The following is a 24,941-nucleotide window of genomic DNA, read 5'->3' as shown; positions in this document are numbered from 1 at the left end:
CACCCGTCCGCCCCGGCGCCGTCCCCGCCCCCGTCGCGCAGCGCCCCCCGTCGCGCAGCACCCCCACCCCCGCCGTTCACCCCCGCGCGGTCGTCGCGGCACCGACCCGGCAGGAGCGCGTCACCCGGCGGCGGTAAGAATGGCTGCCATGGCCACGCAACCGCTGACGGTCGGCTTCGACCTCGACATGACGCTGATCGACTCCCGGCCGGGGATCAAGGCGGTCTACGACCGGCTCTCGGCGGAGTCCGCCACGTACATCGACACCGACCTCGTCGTCACCCGGCTCGGGCCGCCGCTGGAGGACGAGCTGGCCAACTGGTTCGCGGCCGAGCGGATCGAGCCGATGGCCGACCGGTACCGGGCGCTCTACGTGGACCACGGCATCGCCACCACCCCGGCCATCGCCGGCGCGCACGACGCGCTGGAGGCGGTCCGCCGGGCCGGCGGGCGCACGGTGGTGGTCACCGCCAAGTTCGAGCGCAACGCCCGGCTGCACCTGGACCACCTGGGCCTGACGCCGGACCTGCTGGTCGGCGGGCTGTGGGCGGAGGCGAAGGGCACCGCGCTGCGTGAGCACGGCGTGTCGGTCTACGTCGGCGACCACGTCGGCGACGTGCGGGGCGCGCGGGTGGCCGGCGCCCTGTCGGTCGCGGTCGCCACCGGCCCGTGCGACGCGGACGAACTGCGCGAGGCGGGCGCCGACGTGGTGCTGCCGGACCTGACCGCCTTCCCCGGCTGGCTGGCCGCGCACACCGCGTCGGTGGGCTGACCGCCGCCGGCGCACCGGCGGCCGGTCCGCGGGGCGGGCGCGGTCAGACCGCCGACGGCTCGCGCGAGCGGCGCTTCTGGGCGAGGGCCGACCGCAGCAGGCCGCCGAGGGCCAGCGCGAAGCCGAGGCCCATCAGCATGCACACGAAGTAGGCGGGGGTCGGCAGCGGAGTCGTGCCGATGAACAGCGGGGTCATCGTGGCGAGCGTCGCGACCGCGCCGACGATGAAGACGATCGCGCCGATCCGTACGAGCAGGTCGCCGGGCATCCGGGTTTCGTTGGTCACCCCAACAGGGTAGATCCCGTTCCGGGCGCCGCGGACGGTGGCCTGCGCGTCGTGCCGGCCGGACGCCGGCCACCAGCCTGGAGGCGGGCGGGTCACCTGTGACCCGCCGCACTGCTGTCCGGGCCGGTGGCCGGCGTCCGGTCCGCGTCCGGTGCGGTGCCCTGCGGGGCTTCTCTCAGCGACGAGGACGAGGTCGGACGTGCCTACCGGCAAGGTCAAGTGGTTCAACACCGAGAAGGGCTTCGGCTTCCTGTCCCGCGACGACGGCGGTGACGTCTTCGTGCACTCGTCCGTGCTGCCGGCCGGCGTGGAGGTGCTCAAACCGGGTCAGCGGGTCGAGTTCGGCGTGGTGGCCGGACAGCGCGGCGACCAGGCGCTGACGGTGAGCGTGCTCGAACCGACCCCGTCGGTGGCCGCCGCCCAGCGCCGCAAGCCGGACGAACTCCTGCCCATCGTCCAGGACTTGACCACCCTGCTGGAGGAGGTCGCCCGCTCCCTGCAACGCGGCCGCTACCCGGAGAGGACGCACGGCCACAAGATCGCCGGCGTGCTGCGCGCGGTCGCCGACCAGCTCGACGTCTGACCCCGCCCGCGTTCCGCGGCGTACGGTCCGGCTCCGCCGGTGGAGCGTGAACGCGGCGCACGGCGCTTCCCGGACCGGCCACCCGGACGGCGATGCCGTCCAGACGGCGGCGGTCGCTCGGGCGGAGACCCCGCCCGGGCGGCGGGCGCCGCTCAGGCGGAGGTGGCCGCCCGGGCGGAATCGGCCGGGAAGTCCAGCGCGTCCGGGTCGAGGGGCGGTACCAGCCCCTCGGCCGCCGCGCGGTCCAGCAGGCCGCGCACCGCGGCGTAGCCGGCCTCGCCCAGGTCCTCGGTGAACTCGTTGACGTACAGCCCGATGTGCTGGTCGGCCACCGACTCGTCCATCTCCTGCGCGTGCGCCAGGACGTAGTTGCGCGAAGCGGCCGGGTCCTTCCACGCCGCGCGCACCGACTGCCGTGCGGATTCGGCGAGTTGACGCAGCGTCTGCTCGCCGAGCGAGCGCTTGGCGATGATCGCGCCCAGCGGGATCGGCAGCCCGGTGGCACGCTCCCAGTGCTCGCCCATGTCGGCCAGGCACGTCAGGTCGTAGCCGCGGTAGGTGAACCGGGCCTCGTGGATCACCAGGCCGGCGTCCACCCGCCCGTCGCGCACCGCCGGCATGATCTCGTGGAACGGCAGCACCACGATCCTGCCGACCCCGCCCGGCACCTCGGCGGCCGCCCACAGCCTGAACAGCAGGTAGGCGGTGGAGCGTTCACTCGGCACCGCGACCGTGGCACCCGCCAGGCCGGCCGCCGGGCGGTCGTCGCGGGTCAGCACCAGCGGACCGCAGCCGCGGCCCAGCGCGCCGCCGCACGGCAGCAGCGCGTACTCCCGCAGCACCCACGGCAGCACCGCGTACGACACCTTCAGCACGTCGCCGTCGCCGCGTTCCGCCATGCCGTTGGTCACATCGATGTCGGCGAAGGTCACGTCCAGCGCCGGGGCGCCGGGCAGTTCGCCGTGCGCCCACGCGTGGAAGGTGAACGTGTCGTTGGGGCAGGGCGAGTACGCCATCCGCAGCGCGTCGGTCATGAGGACTCCAGGAGGGGGACGAGCGAGCGGAAGGCCTCCGACAGCGCGGTCAGCGCCTCACCGATGCGCCAGGCGGCGCGGTCACGCGGGCCGACGGGGTTGGAGACGGCGCGCAGTTCGAGGACCGGCACCCCGTGCGCGGCGGCGGCCTCGGCCACCCCGAAGCCCTCCATCGCCTCGACCAGGGCGTCCGGGTGACGGTCCGTCAGCTCGCGGGCGCGGTCCGCGGTCCCGGTCACGGTGGAGACCGTCAGCACCGCACCCGTGGCGGCCGCGGTCAACCGGGCGGCGCCGGCGACGAGTTCGGCGGGCGGAGTGTGCCGGACCACGCCGAAGCCCAACTCCGTGACGGGGACGAATCCTTCGGGCGTCTGCGCGCCCAGGTCCGCGGCGACGATCGCGTCGGCCACCACCAGCGACCCGACCGGGGCACCGGGCGCGAAACCGCCGCCGATGCCCGCCGAGACCACCAGCCGGTACGGCTCACCGGCCACCGCGGCGGCGGTCAGCGCCACCGCCGTGCCCGCGGCGGCCGCCGCCGGGCCGACCCCGGCCGCCAGCAGGTCCGCGGTGCCGCCGTCGCCCAGCGGCAGCCGCAGCGCGGTCAGCCCGCCGGGCAGCGGGTGCTGAAGGCCCGCGTTGGCGTCCCCGCCGTCCGCCACCCGCGCGGTCAGCCCGCGCGCGACGGCGTCCCGCTCGGCGGTGACCGCGGTCACCACGAGCAGCCGGGCGGTACGCACCGCGCCGGTGGTCAGGACTTCGGGTCCAGCTTGAACTGCCACACGCCCACCACGGTGTTCTGCGTGCCGTCGGCGGTCTCCACCACGTTGACCACCGCGGGCTTGGTGCTGGTCTGGCCGGTCTGGCTGTCCTGGAACAGCGACGAGCCGTTGAAGGTCCGGTAGGTGTCCTTGATCACCGGCGTCTCCTGCTGGTTGACCACCAGGAACCATCCCTTGTTCGCGATGGCCGGCTCGACGCCGATGTGCAGGTTTTCCGCCGCTCCGATGGTCAGCTCCTGGCCGCCGTCGGCGGTCAGGCACTTCTGGAGGTCGGCCTTGGCCAACGCCTTGCCGTCGTTGTAGCAGGCGGCCTGCGAGTGGACGGACTTCTCTCCGACCGTCACGGTCGCCAGCGGCGTCGGCTTCGTGCAGGCGGAGAGGGCGAAGAGCCCAAGCGCGACCGCACCCACGGCGGCGGCAGAGCGGCGAATGGTCATGAACCGCAGGCTACCTGGCCCACGCTCCCGCGCCACGCGCGGGTAGGGGGCGAGCCGCGCGTCCGCCCCGGCCCGCCAACCGCTCCGTACGAACCCGGCGCAGGCGGCGACGCGCGTTCCCCCGCCGCGGCCCCCGAACCCCGCCGCCGCACGCCCCCACCGCGGTCACACCGCGCGCGGGCCCATGGAGCCGTGCCGGGCCGCGGCCAGCAGCCCACGGGCCGTCAGCGTGACGCCCACCGCGATCACCCCCGCGCCCACCGACAGCCCCCACACCCCGTACAGCGGCAGCACGATTCCGATGCCGCCGCCGACCACCCACGCCAGCTGGAGCACCGTCTCGGAGCGGGCGAACGCCGACGTGCGCACCGCCTCCGGCACGTCACGCTGGATCAGCGCGTCCAGCGACAGCTTGCCCATCGCCTGCGTCAGCCCGGTCACCGCCGCCGCGACGGCCACCGCCACCACCCCGTAGCCCAGCGCGGTCACCACCAGCGTGCCCAGCACCACGAACTGCACCGTGGTGATGATCACCTCGGGGGCCCGGCTGCGCAGCCACGCGCCCAGCACGTTGCCGAAGGCGTTCCCGCCGCCGGCCGCCACCGCCACCAGGCCCAGCGACGCCGCCGCGCTCAGCCCGCCCACCGGGTGCTCGCGCAGGGTGAACGCCAGGAAGAACGTCAGCAGCCCGGAGATCCCGCGCAGCCCGCAGTTGGCCTGCAACGCGAACAGCACCGACGAGCCCACCGTCCGCAGCCCCGGCCGCCTGCGCGCCCGGCCCGTCCGGTCCGCGGGGCCGTCGTCCGCGTGCAGTACCGCCTTGCGCTCGCCCCGGGCCGAATCCACCGTGTGCGGCAGCGAGAAACACGCCAGCGCGCCCAGGCCGAAGATGACGAACGCCCCGTACAGCGGCCACTGCGGTCCGATCAGATGCAGCAGGCCGCCCACCGGCGCGGCCAGCGCGGTCGCCAGCAACCCGGACAGCGTCATCCGCGAGTTCGCCTTGACCAGGGAGATCCGCGGCGGCAGCAGCCGCGGCACCACCGCGCTGCGCACCACCCCGTTGGCCTTCGACGCCACCAGCACGCCCAGCGCCGCCGGGTACAGCTCCAGGCTGTTGCTCGACACCACCGTCGACATCGACCAGGCCAGCACCGCGCGGGCCATCATCGACCCGGCCATCGCCGCCCGCCGCCCGTGCGGGACACGGTCCAGCAGCGGGCCGATCACCGGCGCCAGCAACGCGAACGGCGCCATGGTGATCAGCAGGTACAGCGCCACCCGGTTGCGGGCCTCGCCGGTCGGCACCGAGAAGAAGACCGTGCTGGCCAGCGCGATGGTGATCATCATGTCGCCGGCCGAGCTGATCGCCTGCAACTCCAGCAGCTTCGCCAGCCCGGTCTCACCGGCGCCCTGCGCGTGCGACAGCCGCCGGACCAGCGACCGCATTCCGCGCCCGCTCCGGCTCATCCCGCGCGCCACCGACCGCCCGGCCCGCCGCACCGGCCCGGCTGCCCCCGAAATCCGGACAGCATCCACGATTGGCATCCTCCCCCCATCAGTGGCACGGCGGCACCCATTTCGCCCTCCTACCCCGGCGCGTCGCCCGGAAGCCCACCCCTTGGGACGCGCCGGGGCCGGACCGCCCGACGTCACGATTCGGACACGCCCCGTGCCCTTCGTCCCACCACCCCCGACTTCCCGCACGGACCGCGGACGGGTAGCGTGCGTTCCGCGCCTTAGACAGCACGTTTCTCGCCCCACGCGCCCGGCTGTTCCCGCAGAATGGGGAACGAAGGCCATGCGCGTCCGAGGACGGCCGGTCGGTGACGTCGTACGCGGTCCGCTGGTCCGCTCCGTCCCCGCCCGCCAAGCGTTCCGGTCGGCGCACCCGTGCGACGGCGTAGGAGAGAATCGATTCTTGTGAGTGCTGCGATGCGAAGCCGGACAGCGGACCGTCTGTGCGCCGAGGCGGTCGACCTCGCCCGCACAGCGGCCGAGGAGACGGCCGGTGCGTGGGCCGTCGGCGACCATCTCGGCGTGGTCGCGGAGGGTGACCGCGTCGTCACGCACTCCTTCGCGTGCGAGGACCCCGCCTACCGCGGCTGGCGCTGGGCGGTCACGGTCGCCCGGGCCTCCCGCGCCAAGCTCGTCACCGTCGACGAGGCGGTGCTGCTCCCCGACGCGGACGCGATCCTGGCACCCGAGTGGGTGCCCTGGAGCGAACGGCTGCGGCCGGGCGACATGGGCCCCGGCGACCTGCTGCCCACCGAGGCGGACGACCTGCGCCTGGAACCGGGCTGGATGTCGGTGCCCGACGACGAGGTCGCGGTGCCGGAGCCGGACCTGCCCGCAGCGGCCGCTACGGAGTCCGTCGTCGCGCCCGACGACTCCGTGCTGCCGGCGCCCGACGCGGTGACCGCCGCCGCGCTGGCCGAACAGCTCGGCCTGCGCCGCGCCCGGGTGCTGTCGCGCTACGGGCTGCACACCGCCGCGGACCGCTGGGAGGAGTCGTTCGGCACCAAGTCGCCGATGGCCCAGGCCGCTCCGGCGCACTGCGTCTCCTGCGGTTTCCTCGCGCCGATCTCCGGGTCCCTGCGGCAGGCGTTCGGCATCTGCGCCAACGAGTTCAGCCCGGCCGACGGGCGGGTCGTCTCGCTGGCCTACGGGTGCGGCGGGCACTCCGAGGCGGCGGTCATGCCCACCCCGCCGCAGCCGGCGGCCCCGGTGCTGGACGAACTCGGCGCGGACCCGCTGCGGTAGGTCCCGCGCGTACGCCGCGGGTTCCGCGCTCGTCGCGGGTCCCGCGTACGCCCCAGGTCCCCGTGTACGCCGCGGGTTGCGCGTACGCCCCTGGCGCCTCGCGCACGCCGCGCCACGCCGTGCCGTCAGCGGTGCGGCGGGGTGTCGCGGCGGGCGGCAGCGGCGCTCCGGCGGGCGGGCGGCGGGGCCCGCGCGCCCCGGGAGAGTGGGACCGCCTGTGCTTTCGGCGCCGGGACCAGGTACAACATGCTGAGTCCCATGACGCGAACGCCAGCGGAGGTCACCGTGAACGTCCAGACGCCCACCGCGGGAGATCCGTTCGGGACCGGGCGGGTGCGGTCCGCCGTGCTGGCCGCGTGGGCCGCTTCGGCGGCGCGGTTCCGGGAGGACGCGAACGCGGAGGAGGACCTCGCGCTCGGCGGGTACCGGGACCGGCTGGTGGTGGAGCTGGCGCAGAACGCGGCGGACGCCGCCGTGCGGGCCGGGGTGCCGGGGCGGTTCTCGCTGACGCTGCGGGACGGGGTGCTGACGGCGGCGAACACCGGGGCGCCGCTGGACGCGCAGGGCGTGGAGTCGCTGTCGACGCTGCGGGCGTCGGCCAAGCGGGACGCGGAGGCGGTCGGCCGGTTCGGCGTCGGCTTCTCCGCGGTGATGGCGGTCACCGACGAGCCGGCGGTGCTCAGCCGCAGCGGCGGGGTCCGCTGGTCGCTGACCCGGGCCCGTGAGCTGGCCCTGGAGGCCGCCGCGGAAAGTCCGGCGCTGGCCGAGGAGTTGGAGCGCCGGGCGGGCCATCTGCCGTCGCTGCGCCTGCCGTTGCCGGCCGAGGGCAACGCGCCGCACGGCTACGACACGGCGGTCGTGCTGCCGCTGCGCGACGAGGCGGCGCACGGGTCGACCGCGCGGATGCTCGCCGAGATCGACGACGCGCTGCTGCTGGCGTTGCCGGCGCTGGCCGAGGTCACCGTCGAAACGCCGGACGGTGTGCGGAAGCTGACGCAGCGTCAGGTGCCGGACGGCGTGGAGATCGAGGACAGCGCGGCGGGCACCACCCGGTGGCGGGTGCGGACCGCCTCCGGGACGCTGGCGCCTCAGCTGCTCGCGGACCGGCCGGTGGAGGAACGCTCCCGGCTGGGCTGGTCGGTGACCTGGGCGGTGCCGGTGGACGCCGCCGGCGCCCCGGCCCGGCCGCGTACCGCCCCGGTGGTGCACGCACCGACGCCGACCGACGAGGGCCTGGGGCTGCCGGCGCTGCTCATCGCGTCGTTCCCGCTGGACCCGACGCGCCGGCACGTGGCGGACGGCCCGCTGGCCGCGTACGTGACCGAGCGGGCCGCCGAGACCTACGCCGGACTGCTGGCCGAATGGCGCCCGTTGACCGCCGGAATCATCGACCTGGTGCCGGGGCCGCTGGGCAAGGGTGAGCTGGACGCCGCACTGCGCGGCCACCTGCTGGAGGCGCTGCCGCGGATCGCGTTCCTGCCGCCGGCCCACGAAGCCGCGCAGGGCGAGCCGGCTCAGGTCGAGCCGGGGCAGGAGGACGACGCGCGGGGCGAGGAGTCGCCGGCGCTGCGGCCGGACCGCGCCGAGCTGGTGGAGGGCGCCGGCGACGCGACGGTGACGGTGCTGGCGGAGGTCTTCCCGAGCCTGCTGCCGGCCGGCCTGGAGCGCCGTGTCGAGCTGCGCACGCTGGACGTGGCCCGGCTGTCGCTGCACGACGCGATCGACCGGCTGGCCGGGGCCGAGCGCCCGGCCGAGTGGTGGCGGCGGCTGTACGACGCGCTGGCCGGCACCGACCCCGACCGGCTGACCGGCCTGCCGGTGCCGCTGGCGGACGGCCGGACCGTGGTGGGACCGCGGCAGATCCTGCTGCCCACGGCGGACGGCGCGCTGCCGCCGGGGCTGGACCGGCTGGGCCTGCGGGTGGTGCACGCCGACGCGGCGCACCCGCTGCTGGAGAAGCTGGGCGCGCTGCCCGCCACCGCCCGCGCGGTGCTCACCACGCCGCAGGTGCGGGCCGCGGTGGCCGCCTCGATGGACGCCGGCGAGGTGTGGGACGAGGACGCGCCCGGCCTGGATCCGGAGGAACTCGCCGAGCTGGTCCTGACGTTGGTCCGCGACGCGGGCCTGGAGCCGGGCGACGAACCGTGGCTGGGCGCGCTGGCGCTGCCGGACGACGAGGGCGAGCTGGCCCCGGCGAGCGAACTGGTGCTGCCGGGAAGCGAGTTCGAGCAGGTCATCCGTCCGGGTGAACTGGCCTGCTGCGACAACGAGTTGGCGGACCGCTGGGGCGAGGGCCCGCTGACCGCGCTGGGCGTGCTGGCCACCTTCGCGCTGGTGCGCGGCAACGACGTGGTGCTCGACCCGGACGACCTGGAGCCGCGCGACACCGACTGGGCCGAACCCGACGACGCGGGGTTGCTGGACGCGGTCGACGTGTGGTGCGAGGACGTCCTCGACCAGCTGCCCGAGACCGACGTGCCGCCGGTGGCCACCGAACTGGTCGGCGTGCGGGACCTGGACCTGGTCGACGACGGCGCGTGGCCGCGGGCGCTGGAGCTGCTGGCCCGCCCGCCGCTGCGGGAGGCGGTCACCTCGCCGGTGCGGGTGCTGCTGCCGGACGGTACGACCCGCAGCGTGCGGTCCTTCACCGCCTGGTGGCTGCGCGACCACCCGGTGCTCGACGGCCGCCGCCCGGTGGGACTGCGGGCGGCCGGCGGTGACCCGCTGCTGGCCGGGCTGTACGACGAGGCGCGCACCGAGGACGTCGACGAGCAGGTGCTGCGGGCGCTGGGCGTGCGGACCTCGGTCGCGGCGCTGCTGGACGAGCCCGGTGGCGCGGCCGAACTGCTGGGCCGGCTCGCCGACCCCGACCGCGAGGTGACGCCCAGTCAACTGCACGGTTTGTACGCCCGGTTGAGCCTTCTCGACCCGGACGCCGTCACGCTGCCGGAGGACGTGCGGGCGGTGGTGGACGGCGAGTGCCGGGTGGTGGACGCCGCCGACGCGGTGGTCGCCGACGTTCCGGACCTGATGCCGCTGGCCGCCGGCCTGCCGCTGCTGCCGGCCGGCCCGGACCACGCCGCCGAGCTGGCCGACCTGTTCCAGGTGCGCCGGCTCAGCGGGACGCTGGCCGCACCGGTGGTCAGCCACGGCGAGCCGCACGAGGTCCCCGCCGAGGTGCGCGACCTGCTGCCCGGCGCGCCGCTGGAGTACCTGGAGCACGAGGAGCTGCTGGTCGAAGGCCCCGACGGCGAGGCCGAACTCGACTGGCGCTGGGTGGACGGCACCCTGCACGCGGCCACCTTGGAGGGCGTGGCGGCCGGGCTGGCGTGGGCGGCCGGGGCGTGGCAGCGCCGGTTCGAGGTCGCCGCGCTGCTGGAGGACCTCGACCGCGGCGGCGAACTGGCCACCGCCCGCTGGTTCGACTGACCCGGCCGGGCCGCCCCCGGCGTCAGCCCCGGCTGGAGGCGGCCTTGACGGCGAAGAAGATGACGCCGATCACGACCAGCACGATGATGCCGATGACCAGGCTGCCGCCACCGCCGGAGGAGTGGCCGTAGGACGTGTAGCCGGTCGTGTGGTGGTACGTCGTGATGTGGTGGTACGTGGTGTGGCTGGAGCTGTGGAAGATGTGGGAACGCGCGGGCGCCAAGGTCAGGGCCATGTCAATCCTTCGTGGGTGCGCCGACGGAAGGCCCGGCGGCCCGGGTGGCTGTGGATACGGCCGGGATACTAAACGCCCGTCGACGGTCGGGTAAAGAACGAACCGGATGGCTGGCCGCTAACGGTCACATATGCTCTCGGTGCAACCGGCTGGGCGGCCGTGCACGTTCTTCACCGGTCGCGGCGGCACTCCTCACGCCGTCCGGCGGCCCACCCACTGCCAGGCCGCCTCGCAGCCCGCCGAACCGGCGACCGCGATGGCGACCGCCGTCCAGGGCCCGGCCGTTCCGACCAGCCGCAGCGCGAAGAACACCTGGAGGGCCGGCGTCACCAGCACCACCGCGAAGCAGCCGCCCATCGCCAGCACCAGCGCGATCCGCCACCAGGTGTAGGGGCGGGCGATGATGGCCAGCACCCACATCGACACCAGGAACAGCGTCAGCGTCGCCGCGCTGGTCTGCGCGTCCCGCGAGCCCGCACCGGAGTACAGCCGCAGCGACACCAGGTACGACACGAAGGTCGCCGTGCCCGCCACGACGCCCAGCGGGCCGGAGAAGCGCATCACCCGCCGCACGAAATGCGGCCGGGCGCGCTCGTTGTTGGGCGCCAGTGCCAGGAAGAACGCCGGAATGCCGATGGTCAGCGTGGACAGCAGCGTCAGATGCCGCGGCAGGAACGGGTAGGGCACCCGCCAGATCACCACCAGCAGCGCCAGCAGCACCGAGTAGACGGTCTTGGTGAGGAAGAGGTTGGAGACCCGGGTGATGTTGCCGATCACCCGGCGGCCCTCGGCGACCACCGCGGGCAGCGTGGCGAAGCTGTTGTCGAGCAGCACGATCTGCGCCACCGCCCGGGTCGCCTCGCTGCCCGACCCCATGGCCACCCCGATGTCGGCGTCCTTCAGGGCCAGTACGTCGTTGACGCCGTCACCGGTCATCGCCACGTTGTGCCCGCGCGAGCGCAGCGCGCCGACCATGTCCCGCTTCTGCTGCGGCGTCACCCGCCCGAACACCGTGCCGTGCTCGACCACTTCGGCCAGCGCCGCCGGGTCCTGCGGCAACGTGCGCGCGTCGACGGGACGTTCGGCCCCCGGCAGCGACAGCGTCGCGGCGACCGCGCCGACCGAGGCCGCGTTGTCCCCGGAGACGACCTTGACCGCGACGTCCTGCTGCTCGAAGTACCGCAGCGTGTGCCCGGCGTCCGGCCGCAGCCGCTGCTCCAGCACCACGAGCGCGGCCGGGGTGACGGTGCCGGGCGCGCCGGGGTCGGCCAGCGGGCGGTCGGTGCGGGCCAGCAGCAGCACCCGCAGCCCGCGCGCGCCGCGTTCGTCGGCGGCGGCCAGCGCCGGGTGCCCGGCCGGCAGCAGCACGTCGGGCGCCCCCAGCAGCCAGCTGCCGCCGTCCCCGGTGCCGTCCGGGCCGGTGAGCCGGGCGCCGCTGTACTTGCGGGCGGAGGAGAAGGGCACGGTCTGCCGCACCCGGTGGCCGGTGCCGTCCGGCGGGTAGGCGTCGATGACCGCGCGCAGGCTGGCGTTGGGGCGCGGGTCGGCCGCGCCGAGCGCCCGCAGCACCGCGACGGCGTCGGCCTCGGCGGTGCCCTGGAGGGTGCGCAGCTCGGTGACGTCCATCCGGCCCTCGGTCAGCGTGCCGGTCTTGTCCAGGCAGACGGTGTCGACCCGGGCCAGGCCCTCGATGGCGGGCAGTTCCTGGACCAGGCACTGGTGGCGGCCCAGCCGGACCACGCCGACGGCGAAGGCGATGGACATCAGCAGCACCAGGCCCTCGGGCACCATCGGCACGATGCCGCCGATCATCCGGCGCACCGCCTCGCGCCAGTCGTTGCCCTCGACGATCAGCTGGGTGATGACCAGCCCCACCGCGACCGGGATCATCATCCACGTCACGTACTTGAGGATCTGGCTGACACCGGACCGCAGTTCGGAGTGCACCAGGGTGAACCGGCTGGCCTCCTCGGCGAGTTGGGCCGCGTAGGCGTGCCGGCCGACCTTGGTGGCGGTGAAGGCGCCGGTGCCGGCCACCACGAAGCTGCCGGACATCACCGGGTCCCCGGGCCGCTTGAGCACCGGGTCCGGTTCGCCGGTCAGCAGCGACTCGTCGATCTCCAGCCCGTCGGCCTCGGCGACCTCGCCGTCCACCACGCACTTGTCGCCGGTGCCCAGCTCCACCAGATCGCCCAGCACGATCGCGCCGGTGGCGACCGGCGCGGCGACCGCGTCGCGGCGCACCACCGGCCGTGACTCGCCGATGACGGCCAGCCCGTCCAGGGTCCGCTTGGCCCGCAGCTCCTGCACGATGCCGATCAGGGTGTTGGCCAGGATGACCACCCCGAACAGCCCGTCCTGGAGCGGTCCGACGACCACGATGGCGGCGAACAGCACGCCGAGGATGGCGTTGAACCGGGTCAGGACGTTGGCCCGCACGATCTGCGCCACGGAACGCGAGGAGCGCACCGGCACGTCGTTGACCTCGCCGCGCGCCACCCGGCGGGCCACCTCGGCCCCGCTCAGTCCGGGGTGCCGCCCGGTCGGTGTGCCGGCCGGGACGGCGGTGCCGGTCGCGTCCGTACGGGCGTGATCGTTCATGCGCCCGACCCTACGGGGGAGCGGGCGCGGCGCAGGTCAGCCCTGGTCGGCGGCGGGGCCGGACTCCCGCTGATGGCTGCGGCGGATCGCGTCGCGGCGCCGGCGTGTGTAGACGATGCCCACCACGCCGAGCGCCGCGCCGGCCGCGCAGCACCAGATCCACCAGGCGTGCCCGTGGTCGGAGTACCAGCCGTAGAAGGGGAGTTGGACGACGAACAGCACGGCCCAGATGATCGTGCCGCCGATGGTGATGGCGACGTCGTTCGCTTCGAGCGGCTCCGGCGTCTCGTGACGCGGCTGCCACGTGGTCGTCCTCATGCCCACACTTTACGGCCCGGCTACCCGGCGTAGAAACGTTCCGTCTCCTGGACGGCGACGCTGAACCGCTCGTCGAAGTCGTCGCGCAGCAGGACCTGGACCACGTAGTCCTGGACGGTCATGCCGCGCCGGGCCGCGTGCGAGGCCGTCCGGGCCATCAGCTCCGCGTCCACCCGGAGGCTGAACACTTTCGATCCGTCGCATGCCATGCGCCTACGGTCGCCGGTCGGCGGGCCCCGGTGCCACCGGTTCGGCACCGAACTCACTCGTTCGGGTGAGTTCGCACACAGTGCCGCCTGACCTGGGGCTCGACGGCCGGGCGAAGTTTCCTTAGCGTAAGTAATGAGATAACCTAATGGACTGTGACCGAACAGTCAGAGGCCGACCTCAGCGCCGTCAGCTCGCTCCGTGCGGGCGTCATGCGGCTGTCACGCCGGCTGCGCCACCAGCGGGTGGACGAGTCGCTGAGCCCGACCGAGATGTCCGTCCTGGGCACTCTGGCCCGGTGCGGCTCCGCCACCCCGGGCGAGCTGGCCCGCAAGGAGCACGTGCAGCCGCCGTCGATGACGCGCATCGTGGCCATGCTGGAGGCGAAGGGCCTGGTCCGCCGGGAACCGCACCCGGAGGACCGGCGCCAGGTCGTCGTCAGCCGCACCGAACAGGCCGAGGCCATGCTCAGCGAGAGCCGCCGCAAGCGGGACGCCTGGCTGGCCGCACTGACCGAAGGTCTGGACGAGAACGAGTGGGAGCTGCTGCGTGCGGCCGCTCCCGTACTGGAGAAGCTCGCCCAGCTGTAGCCACCGGGGACCCCGGCGGCCGGCAGCGGGCGCGAGTGACGAATGAGTGAGGAGTACCACCCTTGAGTTCGGCCCCCGGAGCAGACGCCGCACCCGGATCGAACCCCAGCCCGCCGACGAACCCGCCGACACCGCCCGACGTGCCGACCACCGCGCCGGCCGGCCCCGGGGCCACCGCACCGGACAGCGCTCCGGCCACCGCGCCGGCCACGGCCCCGGGCAGCGCCCCGGACAGCGCCGGCACCGCGCCGGCCACCGGTGCCCCGGCCCCCGGCGGCACCCCCGCGGCATCCCCCGGCGGCCGCACGAAGCGCCAGACCTTCAGCTCGCTCAAGGTGCGCAACTACCGGCTGTTCGCCACCGGCGGCGTGATATCCAACACCGGCACCTGGATGTCCCGCATAGCCCAGGACTGGCTGGTGCTCAGCATCACCGGCTCCTCGACCGCGGTCGGGGTGACCACCGCGCTGCAGTTCCTGCCCATGCTGCTGTTCGGCCTGTACGGCGGCGTCATCGCCGACCGCTACCCCAAGCGCGCGCTGCTGATGGTCACCCAGGCCGCCATGGGCCTGCTGGGCCTCGCGCTCGCCGTGCTGACCCTCAGCGGACACGTCCACGTCTGGCACGTGTACCTGATCGCCTTCCTGCTCGGCGTGGTCACCGTGGTGGACAACCCCACCCGGCAGTCCTTCGTCGTGGAGATGGTCGGCCCCCGCGACGTCCGCAACGCCGTCAGCCTCAACTCCGCCAACTTCCAGACCGCCCGGCTGGTCGGCCCGGCCGTCGCCGGTGTGCTGATCACCGCGGTCGGCAGCGGCTGGGCGTTCCTGATCAACGGCCTGTCCTTCACCGCGCCGCTCATCGGACTGCTGATGATGCGCCCGGCCGAGTTCCACCACGTCGAACGCGCCCCGCGCGGCAAGGGCCAGCTCCGCGAGGGCCTGCACTACGTCGCCGGCCGCCCCGACCTGATCTGGCCCATCGTGCTGATCGGCTTCATCGGCACCTTCGGCTTCAACTTCCCCATCTGGCTCTCCGCGTTCGCCCACACCGTCTTCGGGTCCGGGGCGAGCACCTACGGCCTGTTCAACACCGCGATGGCCATCGGCTCGCTGATCGGCGCCCTGCTCGCCGCCCGCCGCGTCACCACCCGGATGCGGATGCTGCTGGGCGCCGCGATGGTCTTCGGGGCCCTGGAGATGGCGGCATCGTTGTCACCGTCGATCTGGCTGTTCGTGGGCCTGCTGGTGGTCGTCGGCATGTTCGGCATCACGATCAACACCACCGCCAACTCCTCCGTGCAGCTCGCCACCGACCCGGCCATGCGCGGGCGGGTGATGAGCTTGTTCATGATGGTCTTCGTCGGCGGCACCCCGCTGGGCGGCCCGCTCGTCGGCTGGATCACCGACACCTACGGCGCCCGCGTCGGGTTCTTCCTCGGCGGCCTGGTCTCCGGGCTGGCCGCGCTGACCATCGCGCTCATCCTGGTGCGGGTCGGCGGCATGCGGCTGAAGTTCGCCCCGCGCACCCCGGGCCGCCGCCTCACCCTGGTGCCGCGGACCGGGCGGGCCCCGCAGGACGCCGCCGTGCCCACCTCCGGCGCCGACCCGGTGGGCACCGCCGGGGCGGACGGCGTCGTGACCCCCGACGACAGCGCGGCGCTCACCCCCGAGGAGGACCCCGCGCACGGCGTGCCGGCCGGGACCGCCGAACGGGTCCGCGGCGACGGCCCCGGCACCGGCCCGCGCACTCCGGTGGCGGCGGTGTGACGGAGGGCGTGACGGAAGGTGCGACGGAGGGTGTGGCGGAGAGCGTGACGGAAGGTGCGACGGTGGGCGTGACGGAGGGAACGCGCCGGTGCGGCTGTTCGTCGCGGTGACCCCGCCCGCCGCCGTGCTGGGCGAACTGGCCCGTGCGATCGGTCCGTTGACGACCGGCGCGCGGGCCGGACGGCTGCGGTGGACCGAGGCGTCCGGCCGGCACGTCACGCTGGCGTTCCTCGGCGCGACCGACCCCGGCGTGACTTTGCCCGCGCTGACCGAACGGCTCGCGCGCACCGCCCGCCGGCACCCGCCGATGACGCTGCGGCTCGCCGGCGCCGGCCGGTTCGGCGCCACCGTGCTGTGGGCCGCGGTGACCGGCGAGACCGCCGCGCTGACCCGGCTCGCCGCCTCGGTCACCGAGGGCGCCCGGCACGCCGGGATCGCGCTGGAGGATCGCCCGTTCCGCCCGCACCTGACCCTGGCCCGCGCCCGCCCCGACGCCACCCCCGACGACCTGCGCTCCCTCGCCGCCGAGCTGGCCCCCGTCACCTCGGCCCCCTGGACCGCCGACCGCCTTCAGCTCATCCGCTCCCACGCCCGGTCCTCGTCCCGCCGGCCGGGCGGCGCCGGACCGCGGTACGAGACGGTCGGGCAGTGGGAGCTGACCGGGCCGCAGTGACGCACGAGCGGCCGGTGGCCACCGCCGGCAGCCGTTCGGGGTTCCGGGTGCCGTGACCGGGCAGGAGCCCGGCAGGCGTCGGCGGTGAGGAGTTCGGCATGACGGGCGACGGGTACCGGGACCGGTGGGTGGAGTGCGGGGAGCGCGGGCTGCGGATTCGCGGCTACTACTTCCCGTGGGGCACGAAGGCGATCCCGTACGGGCGTATCAAGGGCGTGCGGCGGGTCGACATGGACGTCTTCAGCGGGCGCGGCCGGATCTGGGGCACGTCCAACCCCCGGTACTGGTTCCACCTGGACCCCCGGCGCCCGTCGAAGACGTCCGGGCTGGTGCTGGACGTCGGCGGATACGTCCATCCGTTCATCACGCCGGACGACCCGGCCGCCGTGGAGGCCGCGATCCGTGCGCACACCGCCCGGACGGCCGGCGGGGGCGCCTGACGGCGGGCTCGCGGCGGCTCGGTGGGCCCGGCGGGCCCGCTGAGCCGCGACGGCGGCGCGCCCGACCGCGGGTCAGCGCAGCGCGGCGCTGACCACCACGACGGCCACGAGCAGCACGAGAGCGGCGGTCATCACACGGGTACGGGTTTTCGGGTCCACGCAGCGAGCGTAACGGCCGCCGCGGACCCGCCCGCCACCGCCCCGCACGGGCGGACACCTGATACGGCACCCCCGGCACGGGACGTCTGGCACCGCACCCCGACAGTTCCCGGACGCCGGACGCCCGCCCGTCCTCCGTCGCGGTGACGGGGAACGGGCGGGCGCCGGGGCCACCGCCGCGCCGGCGGTTACCAGGCGAAGACCTCCGGGGCCGGGCCCACCGGCGGGAAGATCGTGTCGAGGGTGGCCAGGAAGTCCTCCGACAGCTTCACCTCGACCGCGCGCAGGGCGCTTTCGAGCTGGGCGCCGGTGCGGGGGCCGACGATGGGACCGGTGACGGCCGGACGGGTCAGGAGCCAGGCCAGCGCGACCTCGCCGGGGTCGAGGCCGTGCTCGGCGCACGCGTCCTCGTAGGACTGGATCTGCTCGCGCTGCGCCGCGTTCTTCAGCGCGTCGGCACTGCGGCCCTTGGCGGACCGGCTCGCGCCGCCCTCGGTCTCCTTGCGGATCGCGCCGCCGAGCAGGCCGCCGTGCAGCGGCGACCAGGGGATGACGCCCAGGCCGTAGGACTGCGCGGCGGGCAGGATCTCCATCTCGACGCGGCGTTCCACCAGGTTGTACAGGCACTGCTCGGAGACCAGGCCGAGCGAACCGCGGCGCGCGGCCGTCTCGTTGGCCTGCGCGATGTGCCACCCGGCGTGGTTGCTGGAACCGGCGTAGAGGATCTTGCCCTGCTGGACCAGGACGTCGATCGCCTGCCACACCTCGTCCCAGGGGGTGTTCCGGTCGACGTGGTGGAACTGGTACACGTCGATGTGGTCGGTACCGAGACGCTTCAGGCTCGCGTCGGCCGCGCGCCGGATGTTGAGCGCGGACAGCCGGCCCTCGTTGGGCCAACTGCCCATGTCTCCGTAGACCTTGGTGGCCAGCACGGTCTTCTCGCGCCGGCCGCCGCCCTTGGCGAACCAACTGCCGATGATCTCCTCGGTACGGCCCTTGTTCTCGCCGAAGCCGTAGACGTTGGCGGTGTCGAAGAAGTTGAGGCCGGCGGCGTGCGCGGCGTCCATGATGGCGTGGCTGTCGGACTCGTCGGTGACCGGCCCGAAGTTCATCGTGCCCAGGACCAGGCGGGAGACCTTCAGACCACTGCGGCCAAGCTGCGTGTACTCCATGATCCCCAGCCAAGCCCTTCGAGCGGACTCCAGGCAAGCAGCCCCGGCAGCCGGCACGCCGTGTCGGCCGCCCGCCCGCCCCCGGTGCGGCCGGTGGGCGCGGCCGGCGCGCGGGCGCCGGCGCCGTCCACGCCACCGGGGGTGAGCTCGCCGGGGCGTATGTCGCGGTCCCCCAGGCATGCCGGCCGGTGTCGTCCACGCCGCGGGGGACGAGCTCGCCGGAGGCGTGACCCGCTGTCCCTCAGACCCGCCAGCCGGCGTCGTCCACGCCGCCGGGGACGACCTCGCCGGGGGCGTAGGGGCCGCGGGTCAGCACGAAGCTGCCGATGTCGAGGTGGCTGACCAGGCCGTCGGCGCCGCGCACCACGCACAGCGTCTCGCCGGCGTAGTAGCCGTCGAGGCCGGTCCAGGTGCCGTCCGGCTCCGCCCGGAACCGCGCGGCGCGGCCCGACAGCCCCAACGGCACCAGTTCCAGGCCGCGTTCGGCCCGCAGACGCAACGCGAACGGCGCCGCACCCCAGTACCACGGGCCGGTCAGCGCCAGCAGTTCCGGCTCCGGCACGGTCTCCAACGGCCGCCAGGGCTCCGGAATCCGGGGTTCGAGCTCGGCGACGAGGCCGATCAGTTCGGCCGCCAGCGAACTCACCGGCACCCCCGACGTCGCGTTGGCCAGCACGATCGCGGCCACGTCGTCCGCCTCGCAGATCCACAGCCCGGCCACGAAGCCCGGCATCGAACCCCCGTGCCCGAACAGCGACCGGTCGCCGTCCCGCTTGACCTGGAGACCCAGCCCGTACCCCGACGTCCACTCGGCGTTCTCCGGCGCGGTCGCCGGAGTGCGCATGGCCGCCAACGCGGCGCCGGACAGCACCCGTTCGTCCCCGCCGGTCAGGAAGACCGCGAACCGGCCCAGGTCCGCCACCGTCGACCACAGCTGACCGGCCGGCCCCATCACCCCGGTGTCCTCCAGGGGTTCGGGCAGCATGACGTCGGCCCACGGGTGCACGGCGAAGCCCCCGGCGTGCGGCGCCTCGGGCAGCACGGTCGTGCGGTCCATGCCGAGCGGGGCCAGCACCTCGGCGCGCAGCACCTCGTACCAGCCGGCCCCCCGCACCCGTTCCACCAGGGCGCCCAGCAGCGCGAACCCGGGGTTGGAGTAGTGGAAACGGCTGCCCGGATCGTGCTTGGCCGGCGACTCGGACAGGATGTCGGCCACCGCGGGCCGCAGGCTCCCCGGCGTCCGCTCCCACCAGGGCACCGGGGTCTCCGACGCCAACCCCGAGGTGTGCGACAGCAGTTGACGTACCGTCACATGTCCGGCGACGGTGCACGGCAGATGGCGTTCCAGCGCGTCGTCCAGGCCGACCACGCCCTCGTCGACCAGCCGCATCACCAGTACCGCCACGAACGACTTCGTGATCGACCCGATCCGGTACTGCACGTCCCCGTCCGGCCGGTGCGCGTCCAGCATGCTGCGGCTGTCGCACCACACCGTGCGCCCGCCCCGCACCACCGCGCCGACCAGCGACGGCGCCCGCCCCTGCGCCTGCCCCACCGCCAACCGGTGCAGCAACGCCCGCCGCGTCCCGGGCAGCAGTTCCTCCGACGTGCTCATACGGTCCTCCGATGGGGTGGGGCGGTGTGCGGTCGCGGGGGTGCGGTTGATGCGTGCGGTGTGCGGTCGCGTGCGGTGTGGTCGGGGTCTGCGGTTGCGTGCGGTGCGGTGCGGTCGGGGTCTGCGGTGGGGGCAGGGTGCACGGTGCGGTGGCCGGCCGGCGGTGAGGTCGGCGTCCGCGGTCGCGTGCGGTGCGGTGCGGTGCCCGCGGTGTCAGAACGGCACAGCGTACGGCTCCGCCAGGCCCCACGCCTGGAACATCGCGTCCGCGAAGGCCGCCGCGATCCGGTGCTCGCCGGCCGCGTTCGGGTGGGTGCCGTCGTAGGTGTCGAGCTGGATGTCGTAACCGCGCGGCGACGAGGCCATCAGCAACGGCGAGGCGGAGCCGTCGAGTTCGGCCACCGTCTTGGCCAGAAGGGTGTTGAACTGCTCGCACTGGCCGGCGAATCCGGGATCGAGCAGCGCGCGGGTGTTGGGGATGACCGGCAGCATCACCATGCGCACGGCCGGGTTGGCCGCACGGGCCCGCGCGACGAACAACCGGACGTTCTCCACGGTCTGTTCGGGGTTGGTGTAGAAGCCGAGGTCGATCAGGCCGAGCGATATCAGCAGCACGTCCGCCCGCTGCGCCCGCACCTCGTCGCCGATCAGCGGCGCGAGGTGCTTCCACCCCTCGCCCCACCCCGCGAAGTGCCGCCGCGCGGCCGGCGGGAAGCCGCTGTCCGCGTAGCCGTCGCTGACCGCGGCGTCCACCACCGGGTCGTACAACGCGCACCGCGAACCGGTCACCGCGAACGGCCCGTCCAGCGTGGCCCGCAGATGCGACCACATCCGGTACCGCCAGGTGTGGTCGCCGACGGCACCGATGGTCATGGAGTCGCCGACGAACAGGAAACGCATCCCGGCATCATCCCCGACGCGAGCGGGGCGGGGCGAGGGGGAGGTTCCGGCGAGGCGGGCGGCACGTGCCGGAGGTGGGCGGAGGCAGGCGGAGGCGGGCGGTGCGAGGCGGGCGGAGGCGCACGGTGCGAGGCGGGCGGCGCGCCCGGGGCCGTGGGGGCGCCCGGCGCCGCACGTCCCCCCTCCCGCCCCCGCTACCTCCGCGTCAACGCCCCGCCCCCGCCCCCACGGCCTCCGCGTCAACGCCCCGCCCCTCGCGCGAGCCCCCCGCAGGGGATGGCACGCTTGGCCCCATGCGTACGCAACGACCGCACCGGTTCCGGACCGGGATCGCCCGACTCGCGACGACCGCGTTGATGGCCGGTGCCGCGCTGGCCTGGGCCGCGGTGGCCGCCGTTCCCGCGAGCGCCGACAGCGGTCCCTCCGTGGCGTTCACCCTGCGGGACCCGCGGATCACCGAGTCCAGCGGGCTGGCGGCCAGCCGCATCCATCCGGACGTGTACTGGACGCACAACGACAGCGGCGACGGCCCGTACGCCTACGCCGTCGACGGCCGCACCGGCCGCACGCTCGCGCGGATCACGCTGCGCGGCGTGCCGGCCCGCGACATGGAGGCGATCTCCATCGGGCCGGACGACGACATCTACCTCGGCGACATCGGCGACAACCTCGGCGGCACCTGGCCCGAGGTGTGGATCTACCGCTTCCCCGAGCCCAGGACGCTCACCGACCGGACCGTCGACGTCACCCGCTTCACCGTGCGGTACGCGGACGGGCCGCGCAACGCCGAGTCGCTGATGGTCGACCCGAGGACCGGCCGGGTCTACATCGCGTCGAAGAACGAGGACGGCGGCGGGCTGTACCAGGGCCCCGCGCGGCTGTCCGCGACCGCGGCCAACGTCTTCCACAAGATCGCGGACGTCCCGTGGGTGACCGACGGCTCCTTCTCGCCGGACGGCAGCCGGCTGCTGCTGCGCGGCTACTTCGGCGCGACGGACTACCGCTGGACCGGCGGCCGGCCGCAGCGGATCGGGGCGGTCGACATCCCGTTGCAGCGCCAGGGCGAGTCCGTCACGTACACCCGCGACGGCCGCGCGCTGATGGTCGGCAGCGAGGGCGACGCCAGCGAGGTCTGGCGGGTACCGCTCGCCGGCGCCGACCTGCCCGACTCCGCCCACGGCGCGTCGGCCGCCGCCGCGACCTCCCCGGCCGCCTCGCCGAGCACCTCCCCCTCGCCCGGCACCGACGTCAAACCGTCCGGCCGGCACGGCAGCTACGTCATCGGCATCATCGCGCTCGTCATCGCCACGATCCTCGTCTCCGGCCTGCGCAAACTGGCCGCCCGCAGCCGCGACCGGGGCCGGGACGGCGGCGACGACCGCGACCGGGACGACCGCGACCGGAACGGCGACGACCGCGACTGGCGCTGAGCCCGGGGACGTCAACTCCGCGACGCGCTTTCCGAGCCGTTCGCCCGGACTTCACGGGCCGTGCCTCCCTCTGCCGGGTGGTTCTGCCGGTGGGTGGAACTGTGGGCCACCGCCGTGCGTGTTGAGAGGAGGAAGCGGGACGAAACCCGCTCAACGGGGGAAGGGGAGCAGGGGGATGAGAAACGCGAGAAAGAGTCGGCGCGCGGTCTTCGGGGTGGCTGTCGCGGCGGTGTCGCTGGCCGTGGCCGTCGCGATCGCGGTGCCGGCCGTGGCGGGGGCGAGCCCCGCGGCGGTGTCGCCGTCGGCCGGCGCACACCGGACCGCGGTCGCACCGGCCGGAGCGAGCACGCCGACCGCGGTGAAGGGCGCCGCCGTGGTGAAGGGCGCCGCCGTGCGGTCCGGCAGTCCGCTGTCGACCACCGACCGGGTCGCCGACTTCTACGGTGCCTACATCGACGCCATCAGCGGTGACAGCGGCCAACTGTCCACCGACCTGCGCACGGCCTACCTGACGAAGGCGCTGCGCACCCGGCTCACCGCCTGGCAGGCCAAGGAGCACGCCGACGGCGTGCTGCGCGCCCAGGACATCCCGGCCAGCTGGACCGTCAGCGCGGGCGACGCGGCCACCGGCCACGTCACCAGTACGGTCACGCTGACCTGGAGCACCGGTCCGCACCCGGAGGTCACGCGGCTGACGGTGCGCAGCGACCTGCGCACCCAGCTGATAACGGACATCACCCCGGCGACCTGACGGGGTTTTCCCCGGCGGACGGGCTTTTCCCGGCGGACGGGCGGCGGACGGTCACCGTGCGCCGCCCGGAGCCGGGGGAGTCCCGGCGGTCCGTCGGATCGCGCGGGTGGCGCGGATGTCGGCGATCGGGTCGCCGTCGACCAGTGCGAGGTCCGCGCGCGGGCCGGGCGCGACGGCGCCGCGGTCGGGGAGGCGGAAGTGCCGGGCCGGGAGGGCGGTGGCGGCCCGGAGGGCCTCGGCGGTGGACAGGCCCGCCCGGACCAGGAGTTCGAGTTCGTGGTGGAGGCTCTCGCCGTGCCGGGGGCCGAACGGGACGCCCCCGGCGTCGTTGGCGTCGGTGCCGGCCGGCACCGGGACCCCGGCCCGGTGCAGCAGCCGCACGCTTTCGACGGTGGCCCCGAAGGCGTCCGGCCGGCCGAGGGGGACGTGCGTGATGACGTCGGCGCCCGACGCCACGGCCAGGGCGTACGTGTCGGCGGCCGCGGCGTGCACGACGGTCATCAGGCCGTGCGCGCGGGCCGCCGCGACCAGGCGCTCGGTGGTGGCCGCGTGCGGACCGCCGTCCTCCAGCACGATCTTCGGGTAGTCGGCGCCCCCGGCCACCCGGGCGGCGACGTGACGTTCGCCTCCCGCGGGCCGGCGACCAGGGCGTCGCGCGGCATGCCGGGGATCGCCGCGTGTGCGCCGCCCGGCCCGACGGCCGGTACACCGGGGCTGCGGATGTCGGGCGGGCCTGGCAACTCCCGCGGTGACGCGACGAGTTCGGGCGGCCAGGTGGCCATGTCGAGCGCGGTCGTCACACCGGCGCCGCACCGCTGCTCAAGGGTCTCGCGGCCGGACAGGTGGACGTGCGCGTCGATCACCCCGGGCAGCAGTACGGCGCCGTGCGCGTCGACCAGCCGCGCGCCGGCGGTGTCGGTCCGCCCGCTGATGACGCCGCCGTCCACCACGACGGTCCGCGGCCCGGTCAGCCGCCGCCCGTCGAAGACCCGGGCGTTGACGATGGCGGTCCCGACCACCCCGCCGGCCCGGTCGGCACCGGCCGCACCGCGCCCGCCGGCCATATCGTCGGCACCGGGGGTGAGCCGGTCGCCGGTTCCGTGGTCCCTACGCACCGTACGCCTGGGCGCCGAGGCCGCCGCGCGGGCCGCGCGGGCGCGCAGGGGCTATACACGTAACCGTGAACTCTTCGGACGAAGCCGCGCCCGGCGCGGACGACCGCCACCCGCCCCCGCGAGCCACCCGCCGCCGCGGCACCGCCCTGACCAGGGCGATCTACCTGACGACTCTCGAAGAACTCGCCGACAGCAGCTTCGAGGAACTCAGCTTCGACAAGATCGCGAAGAAGGCCGGCGCGGGCAAGGCGTCCCTCTACCGCCGCTGGAACACCCCCGCCGAGCTGGTGCTCGACGCCCTCACCGACTCCGACTGCGGGTTCGCCGCCACCCCCGACCCGGCCACCGGATCGCTGCGCGAGGACCTGCTGACGCTGCTGAACGGCTTCGCCCGCGCCCTCGACCAGCCGCACGGCCGCGCCCTGCGCCCGCTGATGACCCAACGCGGCCGGCACCCCCGCCTCTACGACGAGGTGTTCCGCCGGGTGGTCGAGCCCCGCCAGCAGCTCATCCTGCACGTCCTGCGGGCCGCCGCCGACCGCGGCGAGGCCGACCCCGCCGCCGTCACCGCGCGCGTCGCCGCCCTCGGGCCCCGCCTCGTCATCGCCGAGCACATCCACACCGGCGCCGTCCCCGCCGCCGAGACCGCGGCCATCGTCGACGAGGTCATCCTCCGCCTCACCCGCCTCACCCGCCCCGGCTCCCCGGACCCGTCGAGCTGACCGATCCGTCGCCCTGGCGGCCACGTCTGGCGGGCGGCGCAACGCCCGGCGGGCTACCGTCGGCCGTTCATCGCCTGCGTTCGGATGCGGAACGGGGAGCGGAGCAGGGGGAGTTGGCTCAGGGAGCGGGATCAGGGCCCGGGAGCGGGGCCGGGGCG

At 74.8% G+C, this 24,941-nt stretch carries 25 protein-coding genes; 11 read left to right on the top strand and 14 right to left on the bottom strand.

Features of this window, described 5'->3' with window-relative positions; all coding sequences use genetic code 11:
• Positions 1-148 precede the first annotated feature (148 nt).
• Positions 149-772 carry an HAD family hydrolase gene (locus POF43_RS21135; RefSeq protein WP_271325292.1) on the top strand — a complete coding sequence of 208 codons (624 nt, stop codon included), beginning with the start codon at positions 149-151 and terminating at the stop codon, positions 770-772.
• A 43-nt stretch (positions 773-815) separates the two neighbouring features.
• Here the strand turns inward: POF43_RS21135 and POF43_RS21130 are convergent, their stop codons facing one another.
• A complete protein-coding gene (locus POF43_RS21130) occupies positions 816-1,058 on the bottom strand; it encodes a hypothetical protein (protein ID WP_271317775.1) in 243 nt (80 codons plus the stop codon).
• A 199-nt stretch (positions 1,059-1,257) separates the two neighbouring features.
• On the opposite strand from POF43_RS21130, the gene POF43_RS21125 reads away from it, so the two are divergent.
• A complete protein-coding gene (locus POF43_RS21125; RefSeq protein ID WP_271317776.1) occupies positions 1,258-1,641 on the top strand; it encodes a cold-shock protein in 384 nt (127 codons plus the stop codon).
• 152 nt (positions 1,642-1,793) lie between these two features.
• Here the strand turns inward: POF43_RS21125 and POF43_RS21120 are convergent, their stop codons facing one another.
• The 4 genes from POF43_RS21120 to POF43_RS21105 all read right to left on the bottom strand — a co-directional run bounded on the left by POF43_RS21120 (position 1,794) and on the right by POF43_RS21105 (position 5,442).
• Complete coding sequence (locus POF43_RS21120; RefSeq protein WP_271325291.1) at positions 1,794-2,675, bottom strand: 1,4-dihydroxy-6-naphtoate synthase; 882 nt, start codon at positions 2,673-2,675, stop codon at positions 1,794-1,796.
• Positions 2,672-3,457 carry a futalosine hydrolase gene (locus POF43_RS21115; protein WP_271317778.1) on the bottom strand — a complete coding sequence of 262 codons (786 nt, stop codon included), beginning with the start codon at positions 3,455-3,457 and terminating at the stop codon, positions 2,672-2,674. Before POF43_RS21115 ends, POF43_RS21120 begins: the two co-directional genes overlap by 4 nt.
• The gene (locus POF43_RS21110; protein WP_271317779.1) at positions 3,427-3,894 is read right to left on the bottom strand and encodes a hypothetical protein; all 468 of its coding nucleotides are present in this window, start codon (positions 3,892-3,894) and stop codon (positions 3,427-3,429) included. The genes POF43_RS21115 and POF43_RS21110 overlap by 31 nt, the downstream gene beginning before the upstream one ends.
• A gap of 165 nt (positions 3,895-4,059) precedes the next feature.
• Positions 4,060-5,442, bottom strand: a complete 1,383-nt coding sequence (locus POF43_RS21105; RefSeq protein ID WP_282698614.1) for an MFS transporter — start codon at positions 5,440-5,442, stop codon at positions 4,060-4,062.
• Between the two features lie 387 nt (positions 5,443-5,829).
• Here POF43_RS21105 and POF43_RS21100 point away from each other — a divergent pair, with 387 nt between their 5' ends.
• Positions 5,830-6,657 (top strand): DUF3027 domain-containing protein, encoded by an 828-nt coding sequence (locus tag POF43_RS21100; protein ID WP_271323017.1) that lies wholly within the window; start codon positions 5,830-5,832, stop codon positions 6,655-6,657.
• Between the two features lie 258 nt (positions 6,658-6,915).
• The gene (locus tag POF43_RS21095) at positions 6,916-10,086 is read left to right on the top strand and encodes a sacsin N-terminal ATP-binding-like domain-containing protein (protein ID WP_271323016.1); all 3,171 of its coding nucleotides are present in this window, start codon (positions 6,916-6,918) and stop codon (positions 10,084-10,086) included.
• Between the two features lie 22 nt (positions 10,087-10,108).
• Here POF43_RS21095 and POF43_RS21090 read toward each other — a convergent pair whose 3' ends face one another.
• The 4 genes from POF43_RS21090 to POF43_RS21075 all read right to left on the bottom strand — a co-directional run bounded on the left by POF43_RS21090 (position 10,109) and on the right by POF43_RS21075 (position 13,449).
• Positions 10,109-10,321 carry a hypothetical protein gene (locus POF43_RS21090; RefSeq protein WP_271314181.1) on the bottom strand — a complete coding sequence of 71 codons (213 nt, stop codon included), beginning with the start codon at positions 10,319-10,321 and terminating at the stop codon, positions 10,109-10,111.
• Positions 10,322-10,513: 192 nt separating this feature from the next.
• Positions 10,514-12,922, bottom strand: a complete 2,409-nt coding sequence (locus tag POF43_RS21085) for an HAD-IC family P-type ATPase (RefSeq protein WP_271323015.1) — start codon at positions 12,920-12,922, stop codon at positions 10,514-10,516.
• Between the two features lie 36 nt (positions 12,923-12,958).
• Positions 12,959-13,240 carry a DUF2530 domain-containing protein gene (locus POF43_RS21080; protein ID WP_271314179.1) on the bottom strand — a complete coding sequence of 94 codons (282 nt, stop codon included), beginning with the start codon at positions 13,238-13,240 and terminating at the stop codon, positions 12,959-12,961.
• A 20-nt stretch (positions 13,241-13,260) separates the two neighbouring features.
• Positions 13,261-13,449, bottom strand: a complete 189-nt coding sequence (locus tag POF43_RS21075; RefSeq protein ID WP_271314178.1) for a ribbon-helix-helix protein, CopG family — start codon at positions 13,447-13,449, stop codon at positions 13,261-13,263.
• Between the two features lie 210 nt (positions 13,450-13,659).
• On the opposite strand from POF43_RS21075, the gene POF43_RS21070 reads away from it, so the two are divergent.
• The 4 genes from POF43_RS21070 to POF43_RS21055 all read left to right on the top strand — a co-directional run bounded on the left by POF43_RS21070 (position 13,660) and on the right by POF43_RS21055 (position 16,919).
• Positions 13,660-14,037 carry a MarR family winged helix-turn-helix transcriptional regulator gene (locus POF43_RS21070; RefSeq protein ID WP_271314185.1) on the top strand — a complete coding sequence of 126 codons (378 nt, stop codon included), beginning with the start codon at positions 13,660-13,662 and terminating at the stop codon, positions 14,035-14,037.
• Positions 14,038-14,099: 62 nt separating this feature from the next.
• Positions 14,100-15,806, top strand: a complete 1,707-nt coding sequence (locus tag POF43_RS21065) for an MFS transporter (RefSeq protein ID WP_303659573.1) — start codon at positions 14,100-14,102, stop codon at positions 15,804-15,806.
• Positions 15,807-15,894: 88 nt separating this feature from the next.
• Positions 15,895-16,479: an RNA 2',3'-cyclic phosphodiesterase gene (gene thpR, locus POF43_RS21060; protein ID WP_271323013.1), complete on the top strand. Its 585-nt coding sequence runs from the start codon at positions 15,895-15,897 to the stop codon at positions 16,477-16,479.
• 98 nt (positions 16,480-16,577) lie between these two features.
• Positions 16,578-16,919 carry a PH domain-containing protein gene (locus tag POF43_RS21055; RefSeq protein ID WP_271314175.1) on the top strand — a complete coding sequence of 114 codons (342 nt, stop codon included), beginning with the start codon at positions 16,578-16,580 and terminating at the stop codon, positions 16,917-16,919.
• A gap of 347 nt (positions 16,920-17,266) precedes the next feature.
• Here POF43_RS21055 and POF43_RS21050 read toward each other — a convergent pair whose 3' ends face one another.
• The 3 genes from POF43_RS21050 to POF43_RS21040 all read right to left on the bottom strand — a co-directional run bounded on the left by POF43_RS21050 (position 17,267) and on the right by POF43_RS21040 (position 20,765).
• A complete protein-coding gene (locus POF43_RS21050) occupies positions 17,267-18,250 on the bottom strand; it encodes an aldo/keto reductase (RefSeq protein WP_271314174.1) in 984 nt (327 codons plus the stop codon).
• 241 nt (positions 18,251-18,491) lie between these two features.
• Positions 18,492-19,865: a serine hydrolase domain-containing protein gene (locus POF43_RS21045; protein WP_271323012.1), complete on the bottom strand. Its 1,374-nt coding sequence runs from the start codon at positions 19,863-19,865 to the stop codon at positions 18,492-18,494.
• A gap of 213 nt (positions 19,866-20,078) precedes the next feature.
• Positions 20,079-20,765 carry a GDSL-type esterase/lipase family protein gene (locus POF43_RS21040; protein WP_271323011.1) on the bottom strand — a complete coding sequence of 229 codons (687 nt, stop codon included), beginning with the start codon at positions 20,763-20,765 and terminating at the stop codon, positions 20,079-20,081.
• 293 nt (positions 20,766-21,058) lie between these two features.
• On the opposite strand from POF43_RS21040, the gene POF43_RS21035 reads away from it, so the two are divergent.
• Complete coding sequence (locus POF43_RS21035; RefSeq protein ID WP_372516088.1) at positions 21,059-22,195, top strand: hypothetical protein; 1,137 nt, start codon at positions 21,059-21,061, stop codon at positions 22,193-22,195.
• A gap of 175 nt (positions 22,196-22,370) precedes the next feature.
• Positions 22,371-22,946 (top strand): hypothetical protein, encoded by a 576-nt coding sequence (locus POF43_RS21030; protein WP_271325303.1) that lies wholly within the window; start codon positions 22,371-22,373, stop codon positions 22,944-22,946.
• A gap of 51 nt (positions 22,947-22,997) precedes the next feature.
• Here POF43_RS21030 and POF43_RS34940 read toward each other — a convergent pair whose 3' ends face one another.
• Both POF43_RS34940 and POF43_RS34935 read right to left on the bottom strand, forming a co-directional pair.
• Positions 22,998-23,519, bottom strand: a complete 522-nt coding sequence (locus tag POF43_RS34940) for an amidohydrolase family protein (RefSeq protein WP_308217752.1) — start codon at positions 23,517-23,519, stop codon at positions 22,998-23,000.
• Positions 23,447-24,061 carry a hypothetical protein gene (locus POF43_RS34935; protein ID WP_308217751.1) on the bottom strand — a complete coding sequence of 205 codons (615 nt, stop codon included), beginning with the start codon at positions 24,059-24,061 and terminating at the stop codon, positions 23,447-23,449. The genes POF43_RS34940 and POF43_RS34935 overlap by 73 nt, the downstream gene beginning before the upstream one ends.
• A gap of 65 nt (positions 24,062-24,126) precedes the next feature.
• Between POF43_RS34935 and POF43_RS21020 the strand changes: the two genes are divergently transcribed.
• Positions 24,127-24,783, top strand: coding sequence for a TetR/AcrR family transcriptional regulator (locus POF43_RS21020; RefSeq protein WP_271325302.1), 657 nt, complete (start codon positions 24,127-24,129; stop codon positions 24,781-24,783).
• Positions 24,784-24,941 lie beyond the last annotated feature (158 nt).

Origin of the sequence: Streptantibioticus silvisoli (assembly GCF_027947535.2) — a bacterium.
Classification (GTDB): Bacteria; Actinomycetota; Actinomycetes; order Streptomycetales; family Streptomycetaceae; genus Streptantibioticus_C; species Streptantibioticus_C silvisoli.
Note: the sequence above shows the minus strand (reverse complement) of the source record. Positions and strands in the feature narration are given on the sequence as shown.

Excerpts from the sequence above, each read along its gene's own strand:
- POF43_RS21135 (WP_271325292.1), top strand. The coding sequence starts at position 149 with ATGGCCACGCAACCGCTGACGGTCGGCTTCGACCTCGACATGACGCTG.
- POF43_RS21120 (WP_271325291.1), bottom strand. The coding sequence starts at position 2,675 with ATGACCGACGCGCTGCGGATGGCGTACTCGCCCTGCCCCAACGACACG.
- POF43_RS21110 (WP_271317779.1), bottom strand. The coding sequence starts at position 3,894 with ATGACCATTCGCCGCTCTGCCGCCGCCGTGGGTGCGGTCGCGCTTGGG.
- POF43_RS21105 (WP_282698614.1), bottom strand. The coding sequence starts at position 5,442 with ATGCCAATCGTGGATGCTGTCCGGATTTCGGGGGCAGCCGGGCCGGTG.
- POF43_RS21100 (WP_271323017.1), top strand. The coding sequence starts at position 5,830 with ATGCGAAGCCGGACAGCGGACCGTCTGTGCGCCGAGGCGGTCGACCTC.
- POF43_RS21095 (WP_271323016.1), top strand. The coding sequence starts at position 6,916 with ATGACGCGAACGCCAGCGGAGGTCACCGTGAACGTCCAGACGCCCACC.
- POF43_RS21090 (WP_271314181.1), bottom strand. The coding sequence starts at position 10,321 with ATGGCCCTGACCTTGGCGCCCGCGCGTTCCCACATCTTCCACAGCTCC.
- POF43_RS21085 (WP_271323015.1), bottom strand. The coding sequence starts at position 12,922 with ATGAACGATCACGCCCGTACGGACGCGACCGGCACCGCCGTCCCGGCC.
- POF43_RS21080 (WP_271314179.1), bottom strand. The coding sequence starts at position 13,240 with ATGAGGACGACCACGTGGCAGCCGCGTCACGAGACGCCGGAGCCGCTC.
- POF43_RS21075 (WP_271314178.1), bottom strand. The coding sequence starts at position 13,449 with ATGGCATGCGACGGATCGAAAGTGTTCAGCCTCCGGGTGGACGCGGAG.
- POF43_RS21070 (WP_271314185.1), top strand. The coding sequence starts at position 13,660 with ATGCGGCTGTCACGCCGGCTGCGCCACCAGCGGGTGGACGAGTCGCTG.
- POF43_RS21055 (WP_271314175.1), top strand. The coding sequence starts at position 16,578 with ATGACGGGCGACGGGTACCGGGACCGGTGGGTGGAGTGCGGGGAGCGC.
- POF43_RS21050 (WP_271314174.1), bottom strand. The coding sequence starts at position 18,250 with ATGGAGTACACGCAGCTTGGCCGCAGTGGTCTGAAGGTCTCCCGCCTG.
- POF43_RS21045 (WP_271323012.1), bottom strand. The coding sequence starts at position 19,865 with ATGAGCACGTCGGAGGAACTGCTGCCCGGGACGCGGCGGGCGTTGCTG.
- POF43_RS21040 (WP_271323011.1), bottom strand. The coding sequence starts at position 20,765 with ATGCGTTTCCTGTTCGTCGGCGACTCCATGACCATCGGTGCCGTCGGC.
- POF43_RS21035 (WP_372516088.1), top strand. The coding sequence starts at position 21,059 with ATGCGTACGCAACGACCGCACCGGTTCCGGACCGGGATCGCCCGACTC.
- POF43_RS21030 (WP_271325303.1), top strand. The coding sequence starts at position 22,371 with ATGAGAAACGCGAGAAAGAGTCGGCGCGCGGTCTTCGGGGTGGCTGTC.